The organism is Dactylosporangium maewongense (genome assembly GCF_039531485.1).
Classification (GTDB): Bacteria; Actinomycetota; Actinomycetes; order Mycobacteriales; family Micromonosporaceae; genus Dactylosporangium; species Dactylosporangium maewongense.
The window spans coordinates 139782-161998 of the sequence record NZ_BAAAQD010000022.1; the positions used below are offsets into that span (position 1 = coordinate 139782).

19 protein-coding genes are annotated in these 22217 nt (G+C 75.4%); 10 read left to right on the forward strand and 9 right to left on the reverse strand.

The annotated features are described in order from the left end of the window. Positions 1 to 57 precede the first annotated feature (57 nt). Entirely contained in the window at positions 58 to 993 is a 936-nt protein-coding gene (locus tag ABD332_RS42440) for a TetR/AcrR family transcriptional regulator (protein WP_344509573.1), read from the forward strand. Positions 994 to 1018: 25 nt separating this feature from the next. On the opposite strand, the gene ABD332_RS42445 is transcribed toward ABD332_RS42440, so the two are convergent. After that, a complete protein-coding gene (locus tag ABD332_RS42445; protein ID WP_344509575.1) occupies positions 1019 to 2689 on the reverse strand; it encodes an insulinase family protein in 1671 nt (556 codons plus the stop codon). After that, the gene (locus tag ABD332_RS42450) at positions 2686 to 3636 is read right to left on the reverse strand and encodes a hypothetical protein (RefSeq protein ID WP_344509577.1); all 951 of its coding nucleotides are present in this window, start codon (positions 3634 to 3636) and stop codon (positions 2686 to 2688) included. The genes ABD332_RS42445 and ABD332_RS42450 overlap by 4 nt, the downstream gene beginning before the upstream one ends. 215 nt (positions 3637 to 3851) lie before the next feature. Here ABD332_RS42450 and ABD332_RS42455 point away from each other — a divergent pair, with 215 nt between their 5' ends. The 3 genes from ABD332_RS42455 to ABD332_RS42465 all read left to right on the forward strand — a co-directional run bounded on the left by ABD332_RS42455 (position 3852) and on the right by ABD332_RS42465 (position 8747). Continuing rightward, on the forward strand, positions 3852 to 6287 hold the full coding sequence (locus tag ABD332_RS42455) for an Hsp70 family protein (RefSeq protein ID WP_344509579.1): 2436 nt from the start codon (positions 3852 to 3854) through the stop codon (positions 6285 to 6287). 149 nt (positions 6288 to 6436) lie between these two features. Next, the gene (locus tag ABD332_RS42460; RefSeq protein ID WP_344509581.1) at positions 6437 to 8254 is read left to right on the forward strand and encodes an Hsp70 family protein; all 1818 of its coding nucleotides are present in this window, start codon (positions 6437 to 6439) and stop codon (positions 8252 to 8254) included. A 235-nt stretch (positions 8255 to 8489) separates the two neighbouring features. Further along, positions 8490 to 8747: a hypothetical protein gene (locus ABD332_RS42465; protein WP_344509583.1), complete on the forward strand. Its 258-nt coding sequence runs from the start codon at positions 8490 to 8492 to the stop codon at positions 8745 to 8747. A 49-nt stretch (positions 8748 to 8796) separates the two neighbouring features. Here ABD332_RS42465 and ABD332_RS42470 read toward each other — a convergent pair whose 3' ends face one another. The 3 genes from ABD332_RS42470 to ABD332_RS42480 form a co-directional block, all read right to left on the reverse strand. Next, a complete protein-coding gene (locus ABD332_RS42470) occupies positions 8797 to 9966 on the reverse strand; it encodes a rhomboid family intramembrane serine protease (RefSeq protein ID WP_344509585.1) in 1170 nt (389 codons plus the stop codon). A gap of 135 nt (positions 9967 to 10101) precedes the next feature. Continuing rightward, on the reverse strand, positions 10102 to 10830 hold the full coding sequence (locus tag ABD332_RS42475) for a hypothetical protein (RefSeq protein ID WP_344509587.1): 729 nt from the start codon (positions 10828 to 10830) through the stop codon (positions 10102 to 10104). A gap of 65 nt (positions 10831 to 10895) precedes the next feature. Further along, positions 10896 to 11183, reverse strand: a complete 288-nt coding sequence (locus ABD332_RS42480; RefSeq protein ID WP_344509589.1) for a hypothetical protein — start codon at positions 11181 to 11183, stop codon at positions 10896 to 10898. 111 nt (positions 11184 to 11294) lie between these two features. Between ABD332_RS42480 and ABD332_RS42485 the strand changes: the two genes are divergently transcribed. The 4 genes from ABD332_RS42485 to ABD332_RS42500 all read left to right on the forward strand — a co-directional run bounded on the left by ABD332_RS42485 (position 11295) and on the right by ABD332_RS42500 (position 16321). After that, positions 11295 to 11840 carry a class IV adenylate cyclase gene (locus ABD332_RS42485; RefSeq protein ID WP_344509591.1) on the forward strand — a complete coding sequence of 182 codons (546 nt, stop codon included), beginning with the start codon at positions 11295 to 11297 and terminating at the stop codon, positions 11838 to 11840. Between the two features lie 82 nt (positions 11841 to 11922). Beyond that, positions 11923 to 14949 carry a type VII secretion protein EccCb gene (gene eccCb, locus ABD332_RS42490; RefSeq protein WP_344509593.1) on the forward strand — a complete coding sequence of 1009 codons (3027 nt, stop codon included), beginning with the start codon at positions 11923 to 11925 and terminating at the stop codon, positions 14947 to 14949. Between the two features lie 59 nt (positions 14950 to 15008). Next, positions 15009 to 15536, forward strand: a complete 528-nt coding sequence (locus tag ABD332_RS42495; RefSeq protein ID WP_344509595.1) for a SigE family RNA polymerase sigma factor — start codon at positions 15009 to 15011, stop codon at positions 15534 to 15536. After that, a complete protein-coding gene (locus ABD332_RS42500; protein ID WP_344509597.1) occupies positions 15536 to 16321 on the forward strand; it encodes a hypothetical protein in 786 nt (261 codons plus the stop codon). Before ABD332_RS42495 ends, ABD332_RS42500 begins: the two co-directional genes overlap by 1 nt. Positions 16322 to 16339: 18 nt before the next feature. Here the strand turns inward: ABD332_RS42500 and ABD332_RS42505 are convergent, their stop codons facing one another. Next, positions 16340 to 17434: a tetratricopeptide repeat protein gene (locus ABD332_RS42505; protein ID WP_344509599.1), complete on the reverse strand. Its 1095-nt coding sequence runs from the start codon at positions 17432 to 17434 to the stop codon at positions 16340 to 16342. Between the two features lie 28 nt (positions 17435 to 17462). After that, positions 17463 to 17624 carry a hypothetical protein gene (locus ABD332_RS42510; protein WP_344509601.1) on the reverse strand — a complete coding sequence of 54 codons (162 nt, stop codon included), beginning with the start codon at positions 17622 to 17624 and terminating at the stop codon, positions 17463 to 17465. A gap of 184 nt (positions 17625 to 17808) precedes the next feature. Here ABD332_RS42510 and ABD332_RS42515 point away from each other — a divergent pair, with 184 nt between their 5' ends. Continuing rightward, entirely contained in the window at positions 17809 to 18972 is a 1164-nt protein-coding gene (locus tag ABD332_RS42515; RefSeq protein WP_344509603.1) for an MFS transporter, read from the forward strand. A 43-nt stretch (positions 18973 to 19015) separates the two neighbouring features. Here the strand turns inward: ABD332_RS42515 and ABD332_RS42520 are convergent, their stop codons facing one another. Together ABD332_RS42520 and ABD332_RS42525 are read right to left on the reverse strand one after the other, a co-directional pair. Further along, the gene (locus ABD332_RS42520; protein ID WP_344509605.1) at positions 19016 to 19627 is read right to left on the reverse strand and encodes an HAD-IA family hydrolase; all 612 of its coding nucleotides are present in this window, start codon (positions 19625 to 19627) and stop codon (positions 19016 to 19018) included. 78 nt (positions 19628 to 19705) lie between these two features. Then, positions 19706 to 20590 (reverse strand): GNAT family N-acetyltransferase, encoded by an 885-nt coding sequence (locus ABD332_RS42525; protein WP_344509607.1) that lies wholly within the window; start codon positions 20588 to 20590, stop codon positions 19706 to 19708. A gap of 192 nt (positions 20591 to 20782) precedes the next feature. Between ABD332_RS42525 and ABD332_RS42530 the strand changes: the two genes are divergently transcribed. Next, positions 20783 to 22165: a hypothetical protein gene (locus tag ABD332_RS42530; RefSeq protein WP_344509609.1), complete on the forward strand. Its 1383-nt coding sequence runs from the start codon at positions 20783 to 20785 to the stop codon at positions 22163 to 22165. Positions 22166 to 22217 lie beyond the last annotated feature (52 nt).

The following is a 22217-nucleotide window of genomic DNA, read 5'->3' on the forward strand; positions in this document are numbered from 1 at the left end:
CGCTACTAGTACACCTGCGCTCCTCGGCGCGGTCCCGGCGTCTGGTGTACTAGTACCGTGGCCGACCTGGAACCGCCGTATCGCCGCATCGCGGCCGACATCCGCCGCCGCATCGGCAGCGGGGAGCTCTCGCCTGGCGACCCCGTGCCGTCCGCCCGGCAGATCACCCGCGACTGGGGCGTCGCGATCGCCACCGCGACCAAGGCCCTCGCCGTGCTCCGGGAGGAGGGCCTCACCATGGTCAGGCCCGGCATCGGCACGGTCGTCACCGGCCGGACCGCGGGCGCCCGCCCCGGCCGGACCGCGCACCGGCGCGCCGCACCGGACCGTGGCGTCCCCGAGCTGACCCGGGCCAGGATCGTGGCGACCGCGATCGGCATCGCCGAGGCCGAGGGGATCGCGGAGGTGTCGATGCGCCGCGTCGCCGCCGAGCTCGGCGTGGCGACGATGGCGCTCTACCGGCACGTGCGCGGCAAGGACGAGCTCACCCTGTACATGATCGACGCCGCCTTCGGCGCCGTGCCGCTGCCCGCCGTGCCGCCCCCGGGCTGGCGGCCGCGCCTGGAGCTGGCCGCCAGGCTGCTGTGGCAGCTCTTCCGCCGGCACGTGTGGCTGGCGCCGACGATGTCCCTGACCCGCCCCCAGCCCGCGATGAACGGGCTCCGCTTCACCGAATGGGTCCTCGCCTCCCTCGACGGCACCCCGCTGTCGCTCACCGACCGGCTCCACGTCCACCTGCTGCTGTTCGGCTACGTCCGCGGCCTCGCCACCACCCTCGAACCAGAGGCCGAGGCCGAACGCGAGACCGGCATGACCGGCAACGAGTGGATGGACCTCGGCTTCGGCGGCGCCGCCGTCCCCTCCGGCGTCCCCGTCTTCGAGCGCCTCATCGAGATCGACGACTTCGACCTGGACCTGGACCGCCTGTTCGTCTTCGGCCTGGACCGCCTCCTCGACGGCCTCGCCGTCTTCATCGACACCCGCGGAGGCTGACGTGCCGCCGACCGCGTCGTGAGCGTCAGGGACGGTAGCGGCGCCACATGCGGACGCCGACGACGACGGCGGCGGCCAGGAACGGCCAGGACTGCAGGGCGACGGCCAGGATGATCGCGGCGACGCCGGCGAGGCCCAGCAGGACGGTCACCACGACCCGGCCGGTGCCCCCGCTGGGCAGCAGGGTGAAGCCCGCCAGCCGGGCGCGCAGACGCAGCCGGGCGCGGCGCCAGCGCAGTCGCAGGCCGGTGGTCCGGGACAGGCGCGGGATCTCGTCGGGGGCGCGGGCCGGCAGGTCGACGTGGCGCTCCGCGGGGACCGCCGACTCGATCGCGGCGGTGACGGACGGCGGCAGGGGGAACAGCGTCGGTTCGATGTGGACGCTCATGCCGTCGGCGCCGAGCAGGCGGCGGGCGCCGTCGGGCCAGCGCAGGAGGACGACGCATTCGTCGTACAACACCGTGGAAGCGCCGGGCGGGGTGGTGAAGCTGACCCCGTCGGCGGCGTGCACCAGCGCGACCTCCGGGTCCACTTTGGACCGCAGGCGCTTGCCGACGACGCTGAACCGCGACAGTTGCGGCGCCGCCTCGAACCCGGCCGGTGGGCGCTCGACGCCGCGCGGCAGCATGAGCAGCGCCGAGTCGTGCACGGCGCGGGCGACCTCGCGGACGTCGGCGGCGGTGACCCGGCGCAGCTCGTCGGCGATCTCGGCCATGCTGTTGGAGGGGAACCCGGTGAGCAGGTCGAGGGCCCGGCGGGGGAGGCGCTTCGCTTCCGCGTCCGGGGCGTCCGCGCCCTCCAGCGCGAGGGCGCGGATCGCGTCCAGCTCGCCGGCGTCGATGTCGACGTCACGCAGGCGGCGCAGCTGCGCGGTGAAGTGCTCGGCGACGGCGGCGGCCTCGCCGTCGCGGGAGTCGGCGACGGCGGTGATGGTGGCGGTCGGGCGCCCGTCGACGCCGTAGTCGGTGGCCGTCGTGTACGACAGTCCGCGCTCCTGCCGCAGCTCCCGGAACAGGGCCCGGCCCAGCGCCTGCGTGTAGACGCCCGCGGCGGCGGTCCGCGGCGCCACGGCGTCCAGCACCATCGCGGCCGAGCCGCCGGCGAACGCCGCGGGCTGCAGCGGCAGCGCCGACGACGCGGCCGGCAGCGGGCGGCGCGGGCCGTCGGGCAGGTCGAGCCGCAGCCCGGCGGGCAGCTCGTCGGCGGTGAGCCACAGGACCGCGTTGCCGCGGGTGAAGTGCGCGGCGGCCCACTCGGTGACCCGCGCCGCGGTGGCGGTGTGGATGCCGTACTCGGCGATGCCGACGAGACCGAAGTCGCGGGCGCCGTGCCGCCACAGCGGCATCAGCAGGTTGACCGGGTCGGAGCGCCCCGCCGCCTCGGTCTCGATGAGCTTGCACTCCACCGGCAGCCGGTCCACCGGCAGCGAGCGCAGCCCGGCGCACACCCCGTGGAGGAAAGCGACCACCGCCTCGGGCGTGCCCTGCGTGACGAACTGGGTCGTGGTCGCGCCGGTCATGCCGTTGTAGTGGTAGTCCGCAACGCCGAGGCGGTGCAGCGCCAGATGCTCGACGAGATGGGTGATCCCGGCGGTGGCCGCGGTCTCGTCGGCGACACCGACGCGGAACATCAGCCCCGCCCGCAGCGGCCCGGGCGCCGCGCCGAGCAGCACCGGCACCCCGTCGACGTCGGTCATCGTGCGGCCGCCTTGCTCCGCGCGGCCCGGAAGTCGGCCTTCCAGCTGTCGCTCATCATGTCCCATCCGTACGGTCGCACGAGGTTGCCCAGCGCCGCGAAGTGCCGCGCGGACCGGGGAAGGTCGCCACCCTGGAACAGCGCGAAGGCGAACGCGCTGTGCGCCGCCACCCACCCGTGGCCGGGCTCGTGGTCGGTGTGCAGCACCGTCCGCGCCGCGGCGGCGCCGAGCTGGTCGCGGACCTTGCGCTGGCCGAGGTAGTCGCGGATCCGGCTGATCCGGTCACTGGTGAACGCGTGCTCGATGTGCGCGTCGGCCACCACCGCACCGGCGAGCGTGCCGGGCGGCCCGGCCTTCAGGCACTCCTGCGCGAAGTCGTGCATCGCCTTCGTCGACCCGCCCCACTTCGGCGCCAGGTTCTGGATGAGCCGTCCCTGCGCGCGGTACGGGACGTCGCAGTGCTCGGCCGCCTTGTCGTACCGGCGGCGCGCCTCGGCCGGCTCGAAGCCCAGCGCCCGGGCGGTGACGATCCGCTCCGTCCACGCCGCGGCGTTGCCGGGGTCGATGGCGACGGCGTCGGTGAGGAGCCGCTCGGCCCGGCCGAGGTGGTCGTAGAAGACCCGCCACTGCGCCTGGCTCACGTTCGCGGCCCGCGACGTGGTCCGGGCCTCCCAGCCCAGCACCACGCACCTGCTCCCCAGCAACGTCCGCGCGAGCGAGGAGTCCCGCTCGGTGTCGACGGCCCGCTGCAGGAACCGCTCGCTGCCCGGCACCTCGGCGGCGACCTCCACCGCCAGCGCGTGGTCGGCCCGCGGCGGCAGCCCGTCGAAGTACGCCACGACCGCCGCCCAGTCCGCCGCCCGCACCGCCCGGCGCACCAACCCCAGATCGGGCGAGTGCGCAAAGTCCCTGGTGCGCAACGGTTTCAGCGAATCGATCATCGACACGGCCGAGATCATACGGCCGGCGCTCAGACCTGTCCGCCCCTATTCGAGGCGGTGTCCGTGCCGTCTGACACCATGTGACGGCTTCGTACCCTCTCGTCGACATACGGGCCGTGGAAACTCAATCACCGGCAGGACAGTGCGATGGTCCGCGCCGCCGATCTCCGTGAGCCGATCGGACGAGCCGCGCCGGGGCCCGGCTCATTAGCCTCGATGCCGTGACGGCACATCAGTCCGGGCTGAGCATCGACTTCGGCACCTCGCACACCGTCGGGATGCTCCGTCTGCCGGACGGGCGGCACGAATCGCTGCTGTTCGACGCGACGCCGCTGCTGCCGTCCGCCGTGTTCGTCGACGGTGACGGACGGCTGCAGACCGGCCGCGACGCCGAGCGCAGCGCCCGCCTCGACCCGACCGCGTACGAGCCGAACCCGAAGCGGCGGCTGGCCGACGGGACGCTGCTGCTCGGCGCGCACGAGGTGCCGGTCGCCGACGCGGTGACGGCGGTCCTCGACCGGGTCCGGTCGGAGGCGGAGCGCACGCTGGGCGCCCCCGCCGGCGAGGTCGTGCTCACCCACCCGGCCAGCTGGGCGCCGATCCGCCGCACCCTGCTGGCCGACGCCGCCCGCGCCGCCGGGCTCGGCGAGCCCGTCCTCGTCCCCGAGCCGGTCGCGGCCGCCACCTGCTTCACCGCCGTGCTGTCGCACCGCGTCGACCCCGGCGCGGCCGTCGTCGTGTACGACCTCGGCGGCGGCACCTTCGACGTCAGCGTCGTGCGCCGCACCGCGACCAGTTGGGACGTGGTGGCCAGCGACGGGTTCGAGGACGTCGGCGGGGTCGACCTGGACGCGGCCGTCGTGGGGTGGGTCGGCCGCACCGCCGGCGGCGCCGACCCGCAGCGCTGGCAGCGGCTCGCCGCCCCGGAGACGACCGCCGACCGCCGGCTGCGCCGGCAGCTGCAGGAGGACGCCCGGATCGCCAAGGAGCAGCTGAGCCGGGCGAACCAGACGGGCCTGCCGGTGCCGCTGCTCGACGTCGACGTACACCTGACGCGAGGTGAGCTCGAGGACCTGGCGCGGCCCCTGCTCGACCGCACTGTCGCGCTGACCACGGCGACGCTCTTCGCCAGCGGCGTGACCCGCGACGGCCTGGCCGGCGTCTTCCTCGTCGGCGGCGCGAGCCGGATGCCCCTGGTGGCGACCCTGCTGCACCGCGCCCTCGGCGTGGCGCCGGTCGCGTTGGAGCAGCCCGAGCTCGTCGTGGCCCGCGGCGCCCTCAGCCTGCTCGACCCGGCCCCCGCGGCACCGATCGCCCAGCCTGAGATCCCGGCGTCGCCGGCCCCGGCGCCGGGGTTGCTTCCGTCCGCATCAGATCTTGCGGCGCCCGCGTCGCCGGCACCGGTGTCCCTCGCGCCGGCTGCGGTGCCGACCGAGCCCGCCGCGGCCGCTGTACCGCCGCCCGCCGCGGACCCGGCCGCATCCGACGCTGGACCCGCATCCGACGCTGGACCCGCATCCGACGCTGGACCCGCATCCGACGCTGGACCCGCATCCGACGCTGGACCCGCACCCGGCGCCGCGCCCGCATCCGGCGCCGGATCCGCATTCGACGCCCCGCCCACAGGAGATGCCACGCCCGTATCCGGCGCCGGAGTTGCGGGGGACGGCAGGAGGCGGTCCTGGTTGCTCGGTGCCGGGGCGCTGGCCGCCGTGCTGGCCGTCGCCGCGCTGGCCGCCGCGGCCGGCCGGGACTCGCTGGTGTCGGGCACCCGGGTGCTCGCCGGGCCGACCGCGGTCCTGCCGATGGTCGGGCTGCTGGTGCTGCTCACCGCCGGGCGCCCCCTGCCGCTGCCCGGTTCGGCGCGGCCGCTGCTCGTGCGGGCGGCCTCCGCCGGTGTCGGGGCGACACTGCTGTACCTGATGCCCGCGCTCGTGCTGTGGAGCCGCGCCGAACTGCCCGAGTTCCTGGACTTCCGCCGCATCCGTGGCTACGGCGAGACGCTGCTGCTGGCCACGGTCGCCGGTGGGGTGCTCCTGGCCGTCATCGGGCTGACGCTGCTGGGCCGAGGCCGGATCGGCGACCCCCTCGCGGGCCCGGCCGGAGCGCGTGGCCCACTGCTCTGGGTGTGCGCAGGCGGCGTCGTCGCGGTCGCCGCGCAGAGTTACGTCCACGACCGGGACGCACACCTCATCGCCAGCGGCGGCTGGACCTGGACCGCCCGCGAGATCAACCCGGCGGTGCAGCTCGCCCGTACGGTGCTCGGCGAGGGTCTCCCGGCCGGGCCACTCAACCTGCTGCTGTTCTGGGCCGGGGCGACCCTCATGTTCCTGCTGGTCCTCGGCGGTGGCCTGCTCCTGCGCCGCGGCGGCGAACCGGGCGGTCCCGCGCCGGTCGCGCCGGTCCGGATCGCCGCGGTGCTGTTCACCGCCGGCGGGGTGCTCGCCGCCGTTCACGGCCTGCAGGAGAGCGACTACTGGGGGCGCAATAACATCAGCAGCTCGCCGACGCGCGGCATCCTGCCGGCGGTGCACGCGGTCTGGAACGCCACCGTCGGCCTCCTGCCACCGGGCGTGTTCACCACCGTCGTGGCCGTCGCGGTCGCCGGCACCGCCGGGCTGCTCATCGCCCGCCGGCGCCGGGCTCAGAGACTGTGAGCATCCTGCCGAAGGCCGGTCCGGCATGAGCCGATTGCCGGGCCGATGGGGCGGATCGCTCGATTGTCCATGGCAATGGTGATCCATACGATGGCCGCTGCCGACGCCGGCTCGTGTGGACGCGACCGGACCCGTCTGGATCAGGAGTGGTGATCGAGTTGCGCCTGGGCATCGACTTCGGCACGTCGAACACGGTGGCCGTCCTCGACCCCGGCGACGGGCAGACCCGGCCGCTGCTCTTCGACGGCACGCCGATGCTTCCGTCGGCGGCCTGCCGGGACGCCGCCGGCGCGCTGGTCGTTGGGCGCGACGCGCAGCACGTGGGGCGCGGGTCGCCGGCGTCGTTCGAGCCGAACCCGAAGAAGCGGGTCGACGACGGCGAGGTGCTGCTCGGCGACGCCGAGGTCGCCGTGCCGGAGCTCATCGCCGCCGTGCTGCGACGCACGTACGACGAAGCCCTGCGCACCGCGGGCCGCCCGGTCACCGAGACGGTCCTGACGCACCCGGCCGGGTGGGGCGGCCGGCGCCGCGACGTGCTCCTGGCGGCGGCCCGCACGGCCGGCCTCCCCTCCGTGTCGCTCGTCCCGGAGCCGGTGGCCGCGGCCACCTACTTCGTCACCGTGCTCGGCAACGAGGTGCCGGTCGGCGGCGTCGTTGCGGTGTACGACTTCGGCGCCGGGACGTTCGACGCTTCCGTGGTCCGCAGGACTGCCGGCGGGTTCGAGGTCCTCGCCGCCGAGGGCATCCTCGACGCGGGTGGCCTGGACGTCGACGCGGCCGTGTTCGCCTACCTGGGCGCAGTCCACGGCTCCGCCAACGCCGACGCGTGGGCGCGGCTGAACAGCCCGGCCGCCGACGCCGACCGGCGTGCCGCCCGGACGTTGTGGGACGAGGTCCGCAACGGCAAGGAGATGCTGTCGCGGTCGGCGCAGACCTCCATCTTCATACCGCTGCTGGAGATCGACACGACCCTCGGCCGGGAGCAGCTGGAAACGCTGGCCCGCCCGCTGCTGGACCGCACCGTCGCGGCGACGCGCATCGCCCTGCGGGAGGCCGACGTGCGCCCCGCCGACCTCACCGGTGTGTTCCTGGTCGGTGGTTCGAGCCGGATGCCGCTGTGCGCCACCATGCTGCACCAGGCCCTCGGCGTGGCCCCGGTGGTGATCGAGCAGCCGGAGCTGGTGGTGGCCGGCGGCAGCCTGCGCGTCGGCACCGGCACTTCCGCACCCGAGCCGGCGACGGTCCCGGCGCCCCGCCCCGAACCGGCCGGCACCCTGACACTGCCGCCCGAACCGGTCACGCCACCGCCTCCGGCGGTCACGTCCCCCGCGCCGGTCTTCACGCCACCGGCTCCACGGGTCACGTCGCCCGCGCCGGTCCCCACGACGCCCGCGCCGGTGGTCGCGTCTCCCGCGCCGGTCTTCATGGCGCCGCGGCCGGAGCTCCGATCGTTCGCGCCGGCGGTGGCGCCGGTCGTCTACGGCAACGCCACCAGCCGGCTGCCGCTCGCCACCCGCACCTGGAGCCTCGCCGCGATCCCGGCCGGCATCCTGCTCTACGTCATCGGCGTCCTCATCACCGTGACCACCGACTCGGAGGCCGGGGGCGCCGTCATCGGAGTACCCGGGATGGCGCTGGTCCCGATCGGCATCGCAGGCTTCATCGTGCAGCTCACCGCCAGGTCGCTGCGCATCGACGCCGACGGGATCGCCTACCGCCGGGCGCACCACCGCACGGCCTGCCCGTGGCACCACCTCGCCTCGATCGGCGTGCAGCAGCGCCACAACGCCGGGGCGTTCGTGGTCGGTAGACTGGTCGCGGACTCCCCGCTGCGGCACGACTCGAAATTCGCGCCGGCCATCGGCGCGGACGGATCGTTCGACCTCGCACCGCTCGCCGGCCTGCGCACCTCAGCCGACGCCGTCACGGCCGCCCTGGCCCAGCACGTCAGGACCACCGCCGGCTGAGCCACCGGGCCGGCGCCCGCCCCGCATTCCGCGACCTCCGGGCGGGCGACGGGCGGGCGACGGGCGGGCGACGGGCGGGCAACGAATGGGGCGGGCCGGGCATACCTGCTAGCAGGTATACGGGGGTGCGGAAACCGGCAGTCGGATAGTCCCGCTGGCGCCGAGGCTGTCACACAGCGGTACGAGGAACGTGGGATGTAGACATTCCGCACCCCCCCTTGAACAGGTGATCCCCATGACGACTTGCCCGGTCGACCCAGTCCTGAGCATGGCACTGTTCGTCTCCGACGCCTCCGCCTCCCGCGACCTGGACGACGCCACCGTCCGCGAGACCGTCCACCGCACGCTCGACCAGCTCGGGCCGGACGAGTGCTACGCACGGGCCGCTGAGGTGTTCGGCGACCGTCCCGAGGTCGCGCTCAGCCGTATCCAGTGGGCGCGCGAGCTGTGCGCCCGCGCCCTGACCCCGGTCCTCGCCGGCGCGGCCGCCTGACCATCCGGCCCGGCACCGCAGAGTCGATTCCCGACCACATGGCCGCTCCCTACCCGGCCGGATCGCGCGGTACACCACCGGCGCGGCTGAGCACGGCCGCGATGCGCGGCTGGTCCGCCGGGCTGGTGAGCAGCACGAGGACTGCCCCGCCCGCCGGGACACCGCGGGCCGCCTGCTCCACCACGGCGTCGGAGAGCCCGGCGTCGTGCACCCCGGCCACCGCTGCCGCCGCCACGGCACCGACGGCCATCCCCGCCGTCGGCCACCCGGCGAGCGTGCCGATCACGATGCCCCACGCGGCCCCGGCGAGCGCGCCGTCGAGGACCCCCAGATCGCGGGTCTGCAACTCATGCATCCGGTAAGGACGGCCGCCACCGGCGCCGGGTACGTCGGACCAGGCGACCACGGCGTCGTCGAGACGGATCAGCTGCTGCTCCCGCAGATGCAGCACGAAGACCAGCGCGTCCTGAGCCTGCTGCGCCGTGCCGAAGACGTAGCGCGCGGGCCGGTCGGTGCGCTGCGCGCCCGGCCGGCGCAGCCGTCCGGCGAGCGGGCGGTGCCGCAGCTGCCAGCCCGCCAGCAGCCCGATCAGGGTCGACAGCAGATGCCCGAGGCTGGTGAAGGTCCTGCTGTCGGCGAACGGCAGCACCACGAGCAGCAGCACCGCGGGCACCAGCACCCGGCGGGTGCGCCGCACCGGCAGGCTGCAGGCCAGGGCGGCGGCGACGGCGTGCGCGCCGTAGCTGGTCCCGACGTCGGCGGCCCGGGCCACCTCCTGGTCGAGCCAGCCGTGTTGCAGACCGACCCGCAGCACCGCGTAGACCAGGCAGCTCGCGATCACGTGGGTCAGCAGGAACACCTCGGCCAGCCGGCGCCGCCCCCACACCAGCTCCGCCGCCCCGGTGAGCAGCAGCAGCGCCACGACCTGCACCGGCTCGACCCCACCACCCAGCACGAACGCGCTGGTGAACAGCGTCCACACCCGATGCTGCTCCAGGTTGGCCACGTTGGTGGAGTTCGCCGCGACGATCCCCGCCCGGCCCTGCGGTCCGGCGAACGCGTCGATGCCGAGGCTGACCCCGACCACCGCCGCCACGTACAGCGGCGCCAGCCGTAACCCCGCCGCCGCCACCAGCAGCACCCGCGCCTTCGCCGCCGGCCCCACGCTCGCGGCGAGCTCCGCGGCGAGGTCGCCGCCGGGCAGGTACCTAGCCGACACGAGGCCGGGCTGGTTCGTGTGCCGCCAGCTCCGGTGGAGCATGACCCGGCGGCGGGACCCGGCCGCCGGGCCGCCAACCACGCGCCCGGTTGCGGTCCGCCCGCCATCGGCGCCTGGGCCGCGGGGCATCGCCCGTCACCGCCAGCGCCGCCGCCGCGGTGGGGGGCGTGCCCCGGAGGGGCCCGGCGGGTCGCCCGCCGCGGCGAGGATGCCGGCGAACCGCCGGTCCGGGACCAGCGCCAGGAGGACACCGGTCAGTGTGGCGACGAGATGTTCGCGGGAAGGCAGTCCGCCCACGACGACGACCTCGGTGGCGTGGTACGCCGGGAGCACCGCCGCCAGCCACCCGATGCGCAGGCGGACGGCGGCGTAGGCCAAGACCGCCACCACCGCGGCCGACGGGCCTGCGTCGGCGAGGTGGGCGTCCTGCATCCCGAGCCCCACCGGCGGCCTGGCGGCGATCCACAGCGCCGCGGACAGCGTTGCCGCGCTGTGCCCGGCGACCGCGACAAGGACGGCCCGCACGGTGCCCAGCACCGCCTGGGTCAGGCTGAACACGAGCAGCACCTGCATCACCGCGAACCAGAACGGCAGCAGCGCCGCCGGCGCGAACAGTGACAGCGGCAGCCGCAGCAGGACGGCCGGTAGCGGATCGCCGGGATGCGTGACGGCATACCGGCTGATCACCGGATGCCCGGGCCTGGTCCGCGCCGCGATCGCCAGCGTCGTCACCAGCACCGCGACGGCCGGACCCAGCCACAACCGGTCGTACCGGCGCAGCCGGACCGCGTCGTACACCGGCTCGAACAGCGCCTGGCCCTGCGCGGTGAGCCTCCGCAGGATCGGCTGTGCGCCAGTCACCATCCGCGCGGGCTACCCGGCCCGCCCGGCGTGCAACCCTCTGCACCGCGGGCGCCGGCCGACAACGCTCAGCCGGCGGCGTGCTCCAGGCCTTCGACGAGCGCGGCGAGGGCCGGCCGGTTGGCGGCGGCGGTGATGAACCCGACGAACCCGCTGCCCTCGAACGCCAGCGTGACCTGGACGAGGTGCTCCTTCTCGCGCCCGAACAGGCTGACCCGCCGCTCGATGTCGTTCCACTGCGCCCCGCGGAACGTCGACGCCGGGTTGCGGGTGACGGGCCGCCCGCCGCGCTGCTTCTCGAACCACTCGCCGTCCAGGACGAGCCGCTCGTTGGACTGCCCTTCCACCACGATCATGCGCGCAGGATAAGCGACACCGACGGCTGCACACTGTTCGCCATCGGACAGCCGGCATGGGCACCCGGCTGACGGGACGCTGAAACCGGCGCCGCCGGTACCATGGAGCGCGTGGCCGGCGGGGTGGACGAGGTCGAGAGCAAACACCCCGTGCCGGACCCCGGGGCGCTCACGGCCCGGCTCGAAGCGCTCGGCTTCCGGGCCGCACCGCCGCAGGAGCAGCTCGACGAGTACTACGACACCCCCGACGGCCGGCTACGCGCCCAGGACCTCGTCGCCCGGTTGCGGATCACCGGCGCCACCGCGACGGCCGGCTTCAAGGGCCCCCGCACGCAGGCCGGTGACGGCACCAACCACCGCATCGAGGTGGAGTTCCCGTCGCCGGATCCAGGTGGTGTACGGGCAGCCTTCGCCGACCAGGGCCTGATCCTCGTGTGGCGCCTCGCGAAGCGCCGCCGCGAGTTCCACCGTGCGGCGCTGGTCGTCGCGATCGACGAGCTGCCCCGCCTGGGGACGTATGCGGAGTTCGAGGGCCCACCGGCACAGATCGCGGCCGCCCGCGACCAGGTGGCGGACCTGATCGGCCCGGCGGAGCCCCGCAACTACGCGGAGCTGGCGGCGGCCGTCCACCCGGACGCCCGCGAGCTGCTCTTCTGAGCCCGCGCACCGGTGGGGCAGTGCCCGGCGGATCCGCGGGCTACGGTGACGCTGTGCCTGCGCCTCCCGCCGTGGTGACACGGTGACCGCCGCCTGGGCGGGTGCGCCGGCCGGGGCCGAGCTGCTCGCCGCCGCCCGGCTCGAGCTGCCGGCCGGGTCTCTGGAGCTGGCCTGCCACGCCGCCGTCCCGGTCGCCGTGGACGCCGGCCTGCTGCACCGCATCCGTGACGCGTTCCCCGCTCTGGCGCTGCCGCCCGGAGGTGAGGAGCGGCTGCTGCGGTCCGCGCTCTTCGCCGGTACCGGCGACGGCCGCCACGAGATCGACCCACGGCTGCGGGCGGCGCTGCAGTCGGCGCTGGCCGCCCGGTTCGGGCCCGACCGTCTCCGGCAGGTGGCGGCGCTGGCGGGGGCTTCGTTGATCGAGCCCGGGCCCGCGCCGGCGGACCGGCTCGCCACGGCGTGGGAGGCGCTCGACCTCCGGTACCCCGTGGAGGACGCGCTGTCGGCGGTCCACGAGCTGGGGGAGCTCGCGCTGCTGCCCGGCAGCGACCTGCGCACCATCGCGCGGGCGCTGACCGGCGCCGCCGAGTTCGGGCCCGGCGAGGTGGTGGCCGCCGCGCGGTCCGTGCTGGACGCCGTCACCCGGCTGGTGCCCGCCCCGGCGGCCGCGGCCGCGGACGAGGACCGGAGCGGGCGGGTGCGGTTCGAGGAGCTGTTCGGCCTCGGCGACCCCGGCGCCTTCGACCCCGCGGCCACCTGGCGGGCGCGACCGGAGGGCGACCGGCTCCGCGTGCCGATCGGCGTGGGGACGGACGGCGCGCCGGTCGAGCTCGACTTCGCGTCGGGCCGGCACGGCATGATCGTGGGCGCCCCCGGGTCGGGCAAGTCGGAGCTGCTGCGCTCGGTCATCCTCGCCCTCGCCGTCACGCACTCCCCGGCGGACCTCAACTTCGTCTTCGTCGACCGGTACGGCGGCGGCACCTTCCGCCCGTTCGAGCACCTGCCGCACGTCGCGGCGATGATCACCGGCGTCGGCGAGTCACCGGATCTCGTCGAGCGCTTCTTCGACACCGTCGCCGGCGAGCTCGACCGGCGGGCGCGGGACCGGACCGTCCCGGCGCCGAGCCTGTTCGTCGTCATCGACGAGTTCACCGAGCTGCTCACCGAACGGCCCGACCTCATCGACCTGTTCGTGCAGGTCGGGCGGGTCGGCCGGTCGCTCGGCGTGCACCAGCTGCTGGCGGCGCAGCGGCTCGAGGAGGGCCGGCTGCGCGGCCTGGACAACTACCTGCCGGTGCGGGTCGCGATGCGCACGTTCAGCGGGCGGGAGAGCCGCGCCGTGATCGGCGTGCCCGACGCCTACGACCTACCCATGACGCCCGGCGTCGGCTACCTGCGGGCCGGGTCCGGCACGCCGGTCCGGTTCCTCGCGCCGGTCACGTTCCACCGCTACCTGCCGCCCGGCGGGGGCTGGGACAGCGTCCTGCGCGGCCTCGACCCGTGGGCGCCGCCGAGCGTGGCGGAGGTGCTCACCGACCGGATGCGCGCCGCCGCCCCGCCCGCGACCCAGCTGTGGCTGCCGCCCCTCACCGCGTCGCCGGCGCTCGGGGAGCTGCTCGGCCCGCTCACGACGACCCCCGGCCGCGGGCTGACGGCGCCGCGGCGGCCCGGCGGGGTGGCGGTCGCCCGCGTCGACCGGCCGTTCGAGCGGCGCTACGACGTCCTCGACGTCCCACCGGACGGCGGCAACATCGTGATCGTCGGCGGGCCGCGCAGCGGGAAGTCGACCGCGCTGCAGACGCTCGCGCTCGGGCTGGCCCTGACGTACACCCCGGCCGAGGCGCACCTGTACGCACTGGAGTCCGGCGGCGGCCGGGCCCTGGGCCCGCTGGCCGGGCTGCCGCACACCGCCGCCGTCGCGGACCGCCACCGGCGCGACCTGGTGCCACGGATCCTCGGCGAGCTGCACGCCTGCCTCGACCGCGAGCCCACGTGCCGCCGGTTCCTGCTCGTCGACGACTGGGGCGCCGTCCGCAGCGACTTCGAGGAGTTCGAGGACATCGAGTGGATGCTCCACGACCTCGCCCAGCGGGGGCCGGCCCACGGCATCCGTCTCGCGGTCACAGCCCGGCGCTGGGCGCAGCTGCGCCCGGCCTTCCGCGACACCTTCACCACCAGGATCGAGCTGCGCCTGGGCGCCCCCGCCGAGTCGGAGATCGACCGGCGGGCCGCCGCCCGGATCCCGTACGACGTGCCCGGCCGCGGCATCACCGCCGACCGCCTGCAGCTACTGGTGGCCCGGCCGCGGCTGACCGAGGACGGCGACCTGGACGCCGCGGTGGCGGACATCCGCGCGGCGTGGCCGTCCGAGCCGGCGCCGCCCGTCGAGCCGCTGCCCGAGCGGCTGCCACCCGAGTCGCTGCCCGAGCCGCGGCGCGGCCGGATCCCGATCGGCGTCGAGCAGATCGGCCTCGGGCCGGTCGTCGCCGACTTCGACGCCGACCCGCACCTGATCGTCCTGGGCGGCGAGGGGTCCGGCAAGACCGCGTTCCTGCGCGGCCTGGCCCGTTCGATCGAGCGCGCGTACCGGCCGGAGGAGGCCCGGACCATCGTCGTCGACTACCGCCGCCAGCTCGCCGGCGCGACCGGCCCCGCCCACCTGCTCGGGCACTGCACCGGCCCCCGGTCCGCCGACCACGTGCTGCGCGAGGTCGCCACCGCGCTCACCGAGCGGCTGCGCGACCCCGGCCGGTGGCGCGGCCCCGAGCTGTACCTGCTCGTCGACGACTACGACCTGGTCGCCACCGCCACCAACCCCCTCGCCGCCCTCATGGACCTCCTGCCGCACGCCGCCGGCATCGGGCTGCACGTCGTCGTCGCCCGCCGGACCAGCGGCGCGGCGCGGGCGATGTACGAGCCGGTCCTGCTCCGCCTGCGGGACCTGTCCGCCCAGGCGGTCGTGCTGTCCGGCGCCCGCGAGGACGGGCCGCTGCTCGCCGGCATCACGCCGCGGCCCCTGCCGCCGGGCCGGGCCTGGCACGCGACCCGGCGGCACGGCCGGCGGCTCGTCCAGCTGGCCTGGCACCCACCGGCGCCCGGAAGTTTGTGAAGCTCGGGGCAACCCGCCCGCCCGCCGCACCTGTCCAGGTGTGGTGAAGGGAGGTACCCGTGACCCGAGACATCGAGTCCGACCTGCACGAGTACGTCGAAACCCGGTACGTGCACCTGCGCCGCACGGCGTTTCTGCTGTGCGGCGAGTGGCACCGCGCCGAGGACCTCGTGCAGACAGCGCTGGCCAAGGTGGTGACCGCGGCGCGGCGCGGGCGGGTCGAGCACCTCGACGCGTACGCCCGCCAGGTGCTGCTGCGGGTGTACCTGGACGACAACCAGCGCGGCTCGCGGCGCCGCGAGCGGACCTGGGCGGACCCCGCCGGCGCGGCCGAGCCGCCCGCGGCGACCGGCGACCGCGCCACCGCACTCACCGTGCTGGCGGCGCTGCGGGCCCTGCCCGCCAGGCAGCGCGCGACGGTCGTGCTGCGCTACTGGGAGGACCGCAGCGTCGAGGACACCGCGGCGGTGCTCGGGGTGAGCGAAGGAACGGTGAAGAGCCAGTCGGCGAAGGCGCTGGCGACGCTGCGCCAGCTGCTCGCCGGCAGCGTGGGGGAGCTCATGTTCAGCGATGGAGGGATGGTCTGATGCCGCTCGACGAACTGCGCACGGCGCTGCAGGCGGCCGTGGAGGCCGACGAGCCGCCGGCCGGCGCCGGACCGGCCGCGGTGTTCGCCCGTGCCGACCGGGCCCGGACCCGGCAACGGCTCACGATGCTGGTCGGCGGGGTCGCCGTGCTGGGCGTCGCGGTCGGCACCGCCGCGTTCGCGCTGGACCGGTCGGGCGGGGCGGCGACGACCGCCCAGCCGCCGGCGGTCGCGACGTCCGCCCCGGCCGCATCCGCGGCGCTGCCGGCCGCGTCCGGCGCGGGCTCCTCGCGGCCCGAGGTGCCGGCCGACGTCATGCTCGCCACCCTCCGGCGGCTGCTCCCGGCCGGGCTGGCGACGTCGGAGCCGGACAGTCAGCCGGGCTTCGCGGAGCTGATCCTCACCGACCGGGCCGGGCGCGGCAAGGTGCAGGTCAACGTGCAACCCAACTACCGCCGCGCCGTCCCGCCCGGCCGCGTCTCCGGCGACGACCCGATGGACAAGTTCTCCTGCGCGAAGCGGCAGGAGCCGCCCGGCACCCACTGCGTCGACTCGACGTTGCCCGACGGCACGCTGCTCGTGCTGACCGACGGCCCGTCGGAGGACGCCGGACACGACCGGATCACCCTCCGCATGGTCGACGTGTTCCGGCCGGACGGCGTCCGCATCGTGGTCGGCACCTGGAACGCCGTCGGGGAGAAGACCAACACCGCGACCCGCTCCGAGCCTCCCCTGACCGGTCAGCAGCTGCAGGCGATCGCCACCGACCCCACCTGGCCGGTCTGACCCCGGCCCGGCCGGGCGCTACGCCGCCGCCCTGGCCGGCTGGTCGCCGCCGCGCACCGTGAGGTACGCCGTCACCGACGCCAGGGCGGGGTGGGTGGCGGCGACCTGCGGGGCGAGGATCCGGTGCGCCTCCACGGCCAGGGCCCGGGCCGCGTCGTGGTCGTCCCGGGCGGCGGCGAGCGCGGCCAGGTTGGTCAGCGTCAGCGCGACCTCCGGATGCGACGCGCCGTACGTGCGGCGCTTCCCGGCCAGCACGACCGTGTACAGCGCCTCGGCGGCGGCCGGGTCGCGGGCGGCGAGGACGGCGGCGAGGTTGTGCCGGTTGGTGAGGACGTCGGGGTGGTCGGGGCCGTGCCGGGCGGTGAAGTACGCGATCGCCCGGCGCAGCAACGGCTCCGCCTCCGCCGGCTCGCCACGGGCCTGCAGGATCGCGGCGAGGTGGGCCTCGTCGGCGACGACGGCCGGGTGGCCGGGCGGAAGGCACGCGCGGTGCAGGGCGAGGGAGCGCCGCGCGTACGCCTCGCCGGCCGCCAGGTCGCCGCGGCTGTGGGCGAGGCCGGCGAGGTTGTGCCAGACGGCGGCGAGCGCGGGATGGTCCGGGCCGTGGGCCGCCTCCAGCACCGTGCGGACCGCGGCGTACTGGGCCTGGGCGTCGTCGTGGCGGCCCGCGAACTTGTACAGCACGCCGAGCTCGTTGCGCAGCGGCACCAGCTCCAGGTCGGTGAAGCGCGGCGCCGCGTCGTCGCACGCGGCCCGCAGCAGCCGCTCCGCCGCGGCGTAGCGGCCCTGGCGGCGCAGGTTGCCGGCCAGGGCCACGGTCGCCTGGACGCGCAGCCGCAGCAGGACCTCCGGCCGGGACGGCAGCGCGGCCATGACGGCGGTGGCGCGGCGGTGGTATGCCTCGGCGGCCGCGTGCTTGCCGAGCTCGTCGAGGGCGCTGCCGAGCAGGGTGAGCACGTTGGCGGTGTCGGGGCTGCCGGCGCCGGCGTGCGCCTCGAGGATGCCGAGGGCACGCCGGCACAGGTCGATGCTCCGCGGGTAGCGGTGCTCGTCCCAGGCGGACAGCGCCAGGTCGTGCAGGGCGACCGCCTCGTCGACGGGATCAGGTGTCATGGCCGGCTCCGCCACCCGCTGCCGTGGCTCAGGCGATCCGGGCGACGGCCTGGCTGTGGTTGGTCGTCAGGCCCCGCGCCGGAAGCGCCGGGGCGGCGGGCGTGGCGACGGCCTCGCTGTGGTTGGTGGCGAGACCGCCGCCCCGGACCTGCGTGCGGACCACGGGCGTGGCGACGACAGAACGCTGCATGGGAGTGCTCCTTCGGATTCGTGGTGAGGTGTGCCCCGTGAGCGTGGCCGCCACCGCTTGGCCCGTACTTGTGGCGCACTTGGAGCGCCCGCGCCGCCCGCCGGAGCGCCGGCGCTCAAGTGGACGGCAAGCGCGCCCGTACACACTGCCGCCGACACCGGCCGCGACCGTACGGGAGCGAACCATGCAGGACACGAAGACGGACACCATGCCGGCGGCGCTGCGGCGGCTGCTGTTCGGCGACGTCGTGTCGGCCGCCGGGATCGGGCTCACCCAGCCGTACCTGGTGATCCTGCTGCACACCGGCAAGGGCATCCCGCTCGCGGCGGCCACCGCGATGACCGCGCTGCTCGCCCTCGCCAGCTTCCCCGGCAACTGGCTCAGCGGCGTCCTCACCGACCGGCACGGCGGGCGCCTCGCCATGACCGCCGGCCTCGCCACGACCGTCTGCGGCCTGGTCCTCGTCGCCACCGGCAGCCATCCGCTGCTGCTCGGGTGCGCCGTCGCGGCGGTCGGGTTCGGGTGGGCGGTGACGCTGCCCGCGTACGCGACGCTGATCGCCGGGCTCGTCCCGGAGGAGGCGCACGGCCGGACGTTCACGCTGCAGTTCGCCCTGTTCAACGCGGGCATGGGCGCGGGCTCCGCGGTGGCCGTCCTCGTCGCCGACCTCACCTGGCTGTGGTGGGCCGCCGCCGGCACGTGCCTGGTCGCGATCGCGGCTGTGCGCTGGTCGTACACCGGCGGACAAAGGGAAACGAGCACCCTGGCGGGTCCGGGCTACCGCGCGCTGCTCACGGACCGGCGGCTGCTGCGCGTGCTGTTCGTCGCCGTGCTGACCTCCGCCGCCGGATACGGCGTCTACACCGCGGGCCTGCCCGTCCTGGCGCTCCACAGTGGACGGCCGGACCTCATGTCGTGGGCGGGCGTCGCCAACTGCTTCACGATCGTCGCCGGACTCCCGTTGGCGTTGCGCGCCGGTGTACGACTGACGCCACCGCGACTCGTCGCAGCCGCTGCCGCGGTCTGGTCGGCCGGCTGGCTGCTGTGCGCCACCGTCACCACCCCGGCCTGGGCCGTGCTCCCGCTCGCCGCCGTGCTCATGGGCGCCGGCGAGCTGTTGCTGTCCGGCGCGCTGCCCGCGATGGTCAACGCCCTCGCCCCCGACGCCCTCCGCGGCCGCTACAACGCCGCCCTGACCTTCGCGATGACGGCCGGCATGTGGGCAGGCCCGCTGCTCGCCGCGGCGGCCACGGCCCTCGGCCTGCTGCGGCTGCTGTTCGCCGCCGCCGTCGCTCTGCTCGCCCTCGCCGCCGCGCTGGTCCGCCGCGCCGCCCCGGCGCCGCGGTGACATCCGCCGCGCCCGCCGGCGACGGTCACCCGCCCGCCGAGCGTCAACTGCGAAGCCAATCTTGAATGAACGGCTTCGCGTCGGTGAGGCTGCTGACGACGTGATGGGCGTGGGTCAACTGATCGGCGGAATGGGTGGTGGTCAGCCCGATCACGGTCATCGCCGCGGTCCGGGCCGCTTCGACTCCGGCGGGAGCGTCCTCGATGACCAGGCACCGCTCGGCTGGTGTCCGGAGCAGTCCGGCTGCGCGGAGGTAGCCCTCCGGGTGGGGTTTGCCGCGCGTGACGTGGGTGTTGTCCACCAGGACCGGAGGGTCGGGCAGCCCGCCGGCGCGGAGCCGCTGCCGGACGGTCTGGGCACGGCCAGAGGTGACCACGCCCCACCGGTCAGCGTGAAGCACCTGCAGGACCGCTGCGGCATCAGGGTAGACCGGGAACGCGTCGCCTTCCTCGGCCATGAAGTCACGGACGAGTCGGTACTCAGCTTCGGGGTCGAGGCGGGGTGCGGCGACCGCGATGGTGTCGACCGCCCGCCTGCCGTGGGTGTGAGACCAGACGGTCGCCGGGTCCAAGCCTCGGTGCAAGGCCCAGCGAGTCCAGATCCGCCGGTATGCGGCGTAGGAGTCGACCAGCACGCCGTCGGCGTCGAACAGCACGGCAGCGCCTTGCGCGGCTCCGTTCGTGTGGTGGCTCACCATCAGGCGCTTCCTCACCTTTCGACTGGGACGGCACGGTCAAATCGTGCGGCGGAAGTCGGTGACGTCCGGGAGCTTCTGAAAGCCGGCCGAAACGTACGTCGCCACGCCGCCGACGTTGCTGCTCGGGGTGCACACTGTCGCGCTGGACGACCCCATCTCCTGCAATGCGGCGACCGCGGCCACGGTGATCGCGTGGCCGTGTCCGCGGCCACGGTGATCCCGATGGACGCCCAGTGGTTCAAGCAGACCCGGTCGCCCTGCCCCGGCCGACCACACCGTCACCGTGGCCACCGCATCGCCGTCGCGGTCGTAACCGACCAGGCACCGAGCCCGGCGGTACGGCGGGGCAGCGGCCATCGCGCGCCAGCGCTCCAGGGTGAACGTCGAGCCGGCGAACGCTGCCCGCTGCACCGCGACCCGATCCTGAACGATCCGATCCCGAGTGTCGTGCGTGTCGATGACTTCGACCCGGAGCCCGCAGTTCTCCACCTGGACAGCCAGGTCACGGAACAACGGGGTCCACGGTTCATCGGCCACCCAACCGCTGCGATGGAGGAGACCTCGAAAGGCGGTGCCGAAGCGGGCCTCGACGGCCTGGGCGCCACCGGGCAGTACTCCCTGCCCTGGTTCCGACAGGTCCGTCAGTAGCTGAGCCGCGAATGCGGCGTCGTCGTCGACGCTCGGTGCGATGCCCATCCGGATCAGGCCCGCGGTGTCGTCCACCATGCCGACGGCCAGGATCTGCCCGTCACGGGTCCACACCCGGACGGCCCCGGCCAACTCCTGCGCGCCGAACCTCCAGTGCCACCCGAGGTCACCTGGATGAAGCTGGACCGGCCCGCCGGCGTGCTGCCAGCCCGCCACCGCCTCGACGATCTCGCCCAACGAGTCCGGCGTCGAACGCTGCACGGTGATCGACATGCGTCGACCCAAACACCACCGCACCGAAGACGCAACGGCTTATTGGGATTCAAGCTCGTCGACGAACGGGTCCGACGTCATCGGCGAAGCCACGGGTCGAGGACTGACACGGGTGCGGGATCGTTGTATGCTCGCGCCGATGACTACCTCACGTCGTAGATTGGGGGTCCCATCCGCGCAAGGTGAGTGCTGATGCACATCCTTGACGCGACTGGGGACACCCGCCGAACGTTCTGGCAGCGCGTGCGCGAGTTCGCCGTGCCGCAATCAATGATCGAGTCAGCGACCGCCCGCCGGCACGCCGGCGACTGGGCCGGGGCGTGCGCCGCGGCGCGGGTCGACGTCGATCTCGACCTCAAGGCAGTCGCTCGGGCAGGTGGTGCGGCGCTGGCCGCGTCGATCCGGGCCGACCTGCGCCATCTCGCCCCCGACCTGCTGCGCTGGCACATGCCGCGGATCGCGCCGGACGGCCTGCTGCGGCCGGGGCTGACCATCTCCCTCGCCCGGCACGGCCCGGTGCACCTGGTGGTCCGGACGCCGCCGGCGTGGGCGGGCGCGGGGCAGCGGATCAGCCTCGCACTGTGGGAGGGGGCGCGGCGGACCGGCGCGCCGCATCCGCACCCGCATCCCGATCCGCGGTTCCGGCTCGACCTGCACCGGCACCTGTGGGACGCGCGCCGGGCGGGGGAGCTGCGGACCAGGGCCGGCCACGGCGCCACCGGTCCGGCGCCGCCCCCGGAGCCCGCCGAGGCCATGACTTCGGCCTTGGCGTCGGCCGACCGGTGGGCGGCTTCGGCTTCGGCTGTGGCGGCGGCTTCGGTCGACCGGTGGGCGGCTTCACCTTTCGCGGCGGCGGGAAGTGCGGCGGCCGACCGGTGGGCCGACGAGGCCGGGATCCTGCTGCGGGCGGACGCGTGCGCCGGCGGTGCGGTGACCGTGCGGCTCGGGGCCCGGCACCGGTTCGTCGTGACCGTCGCGGACGGCGCCGAGCCCCGCATCGCGCGGGCCCGCGGGCGCGGCGGCGGGGGACCAGTGCTGCCCGACGCCGCGACGTGGGTCCTGCCCGACGTGGAGCTGCTGCGCGAAGGGCTCATCGGCGCGGACGGGCTGCACCCGCTCGTCGCGGCGGCGCTCGCGCCCGGCCGGCCGGCGTCGTACACCCGCCGCGACGACGACCCGAGCACGCCGCGGGTCGTCGAGTGCAGGGGCGAGCGGCACCGGATCGGGCTCGTGGGCGGCACGCTCGTCGCGCTCGACCACGACCCCGCCGAGGTGCGCCGGGAAGAACTGCTCGCCGCGCTCGGCGGGACCCCGCTGGCGTGCCTGCAAGCGATCGACGAGGCGCACCGCCGGCCGGAGTGCCTCCCCGACGTGCGGGCGCGGCTCGACCACGGCGACACCGAAGGCGCGCTCGCCGTCGTGGAAGGGCTGCTCGGCCCCGATGCGCTGCTGCGGCACGGCGCGCTGCGGGAAACCCTCGACGACGCGGCGCTGCGCAAGGTCGCGCACGGGCTGTTCCGCGCCGGCCTGTCCCGCACCCGCCCCGCACCCGAACGCCGCGCCGCGCGCCGCTGACCCATCGCACGTCTCCAGCCCTGCGCCGGGCTGCTCCGGTGCACCGCCGGCC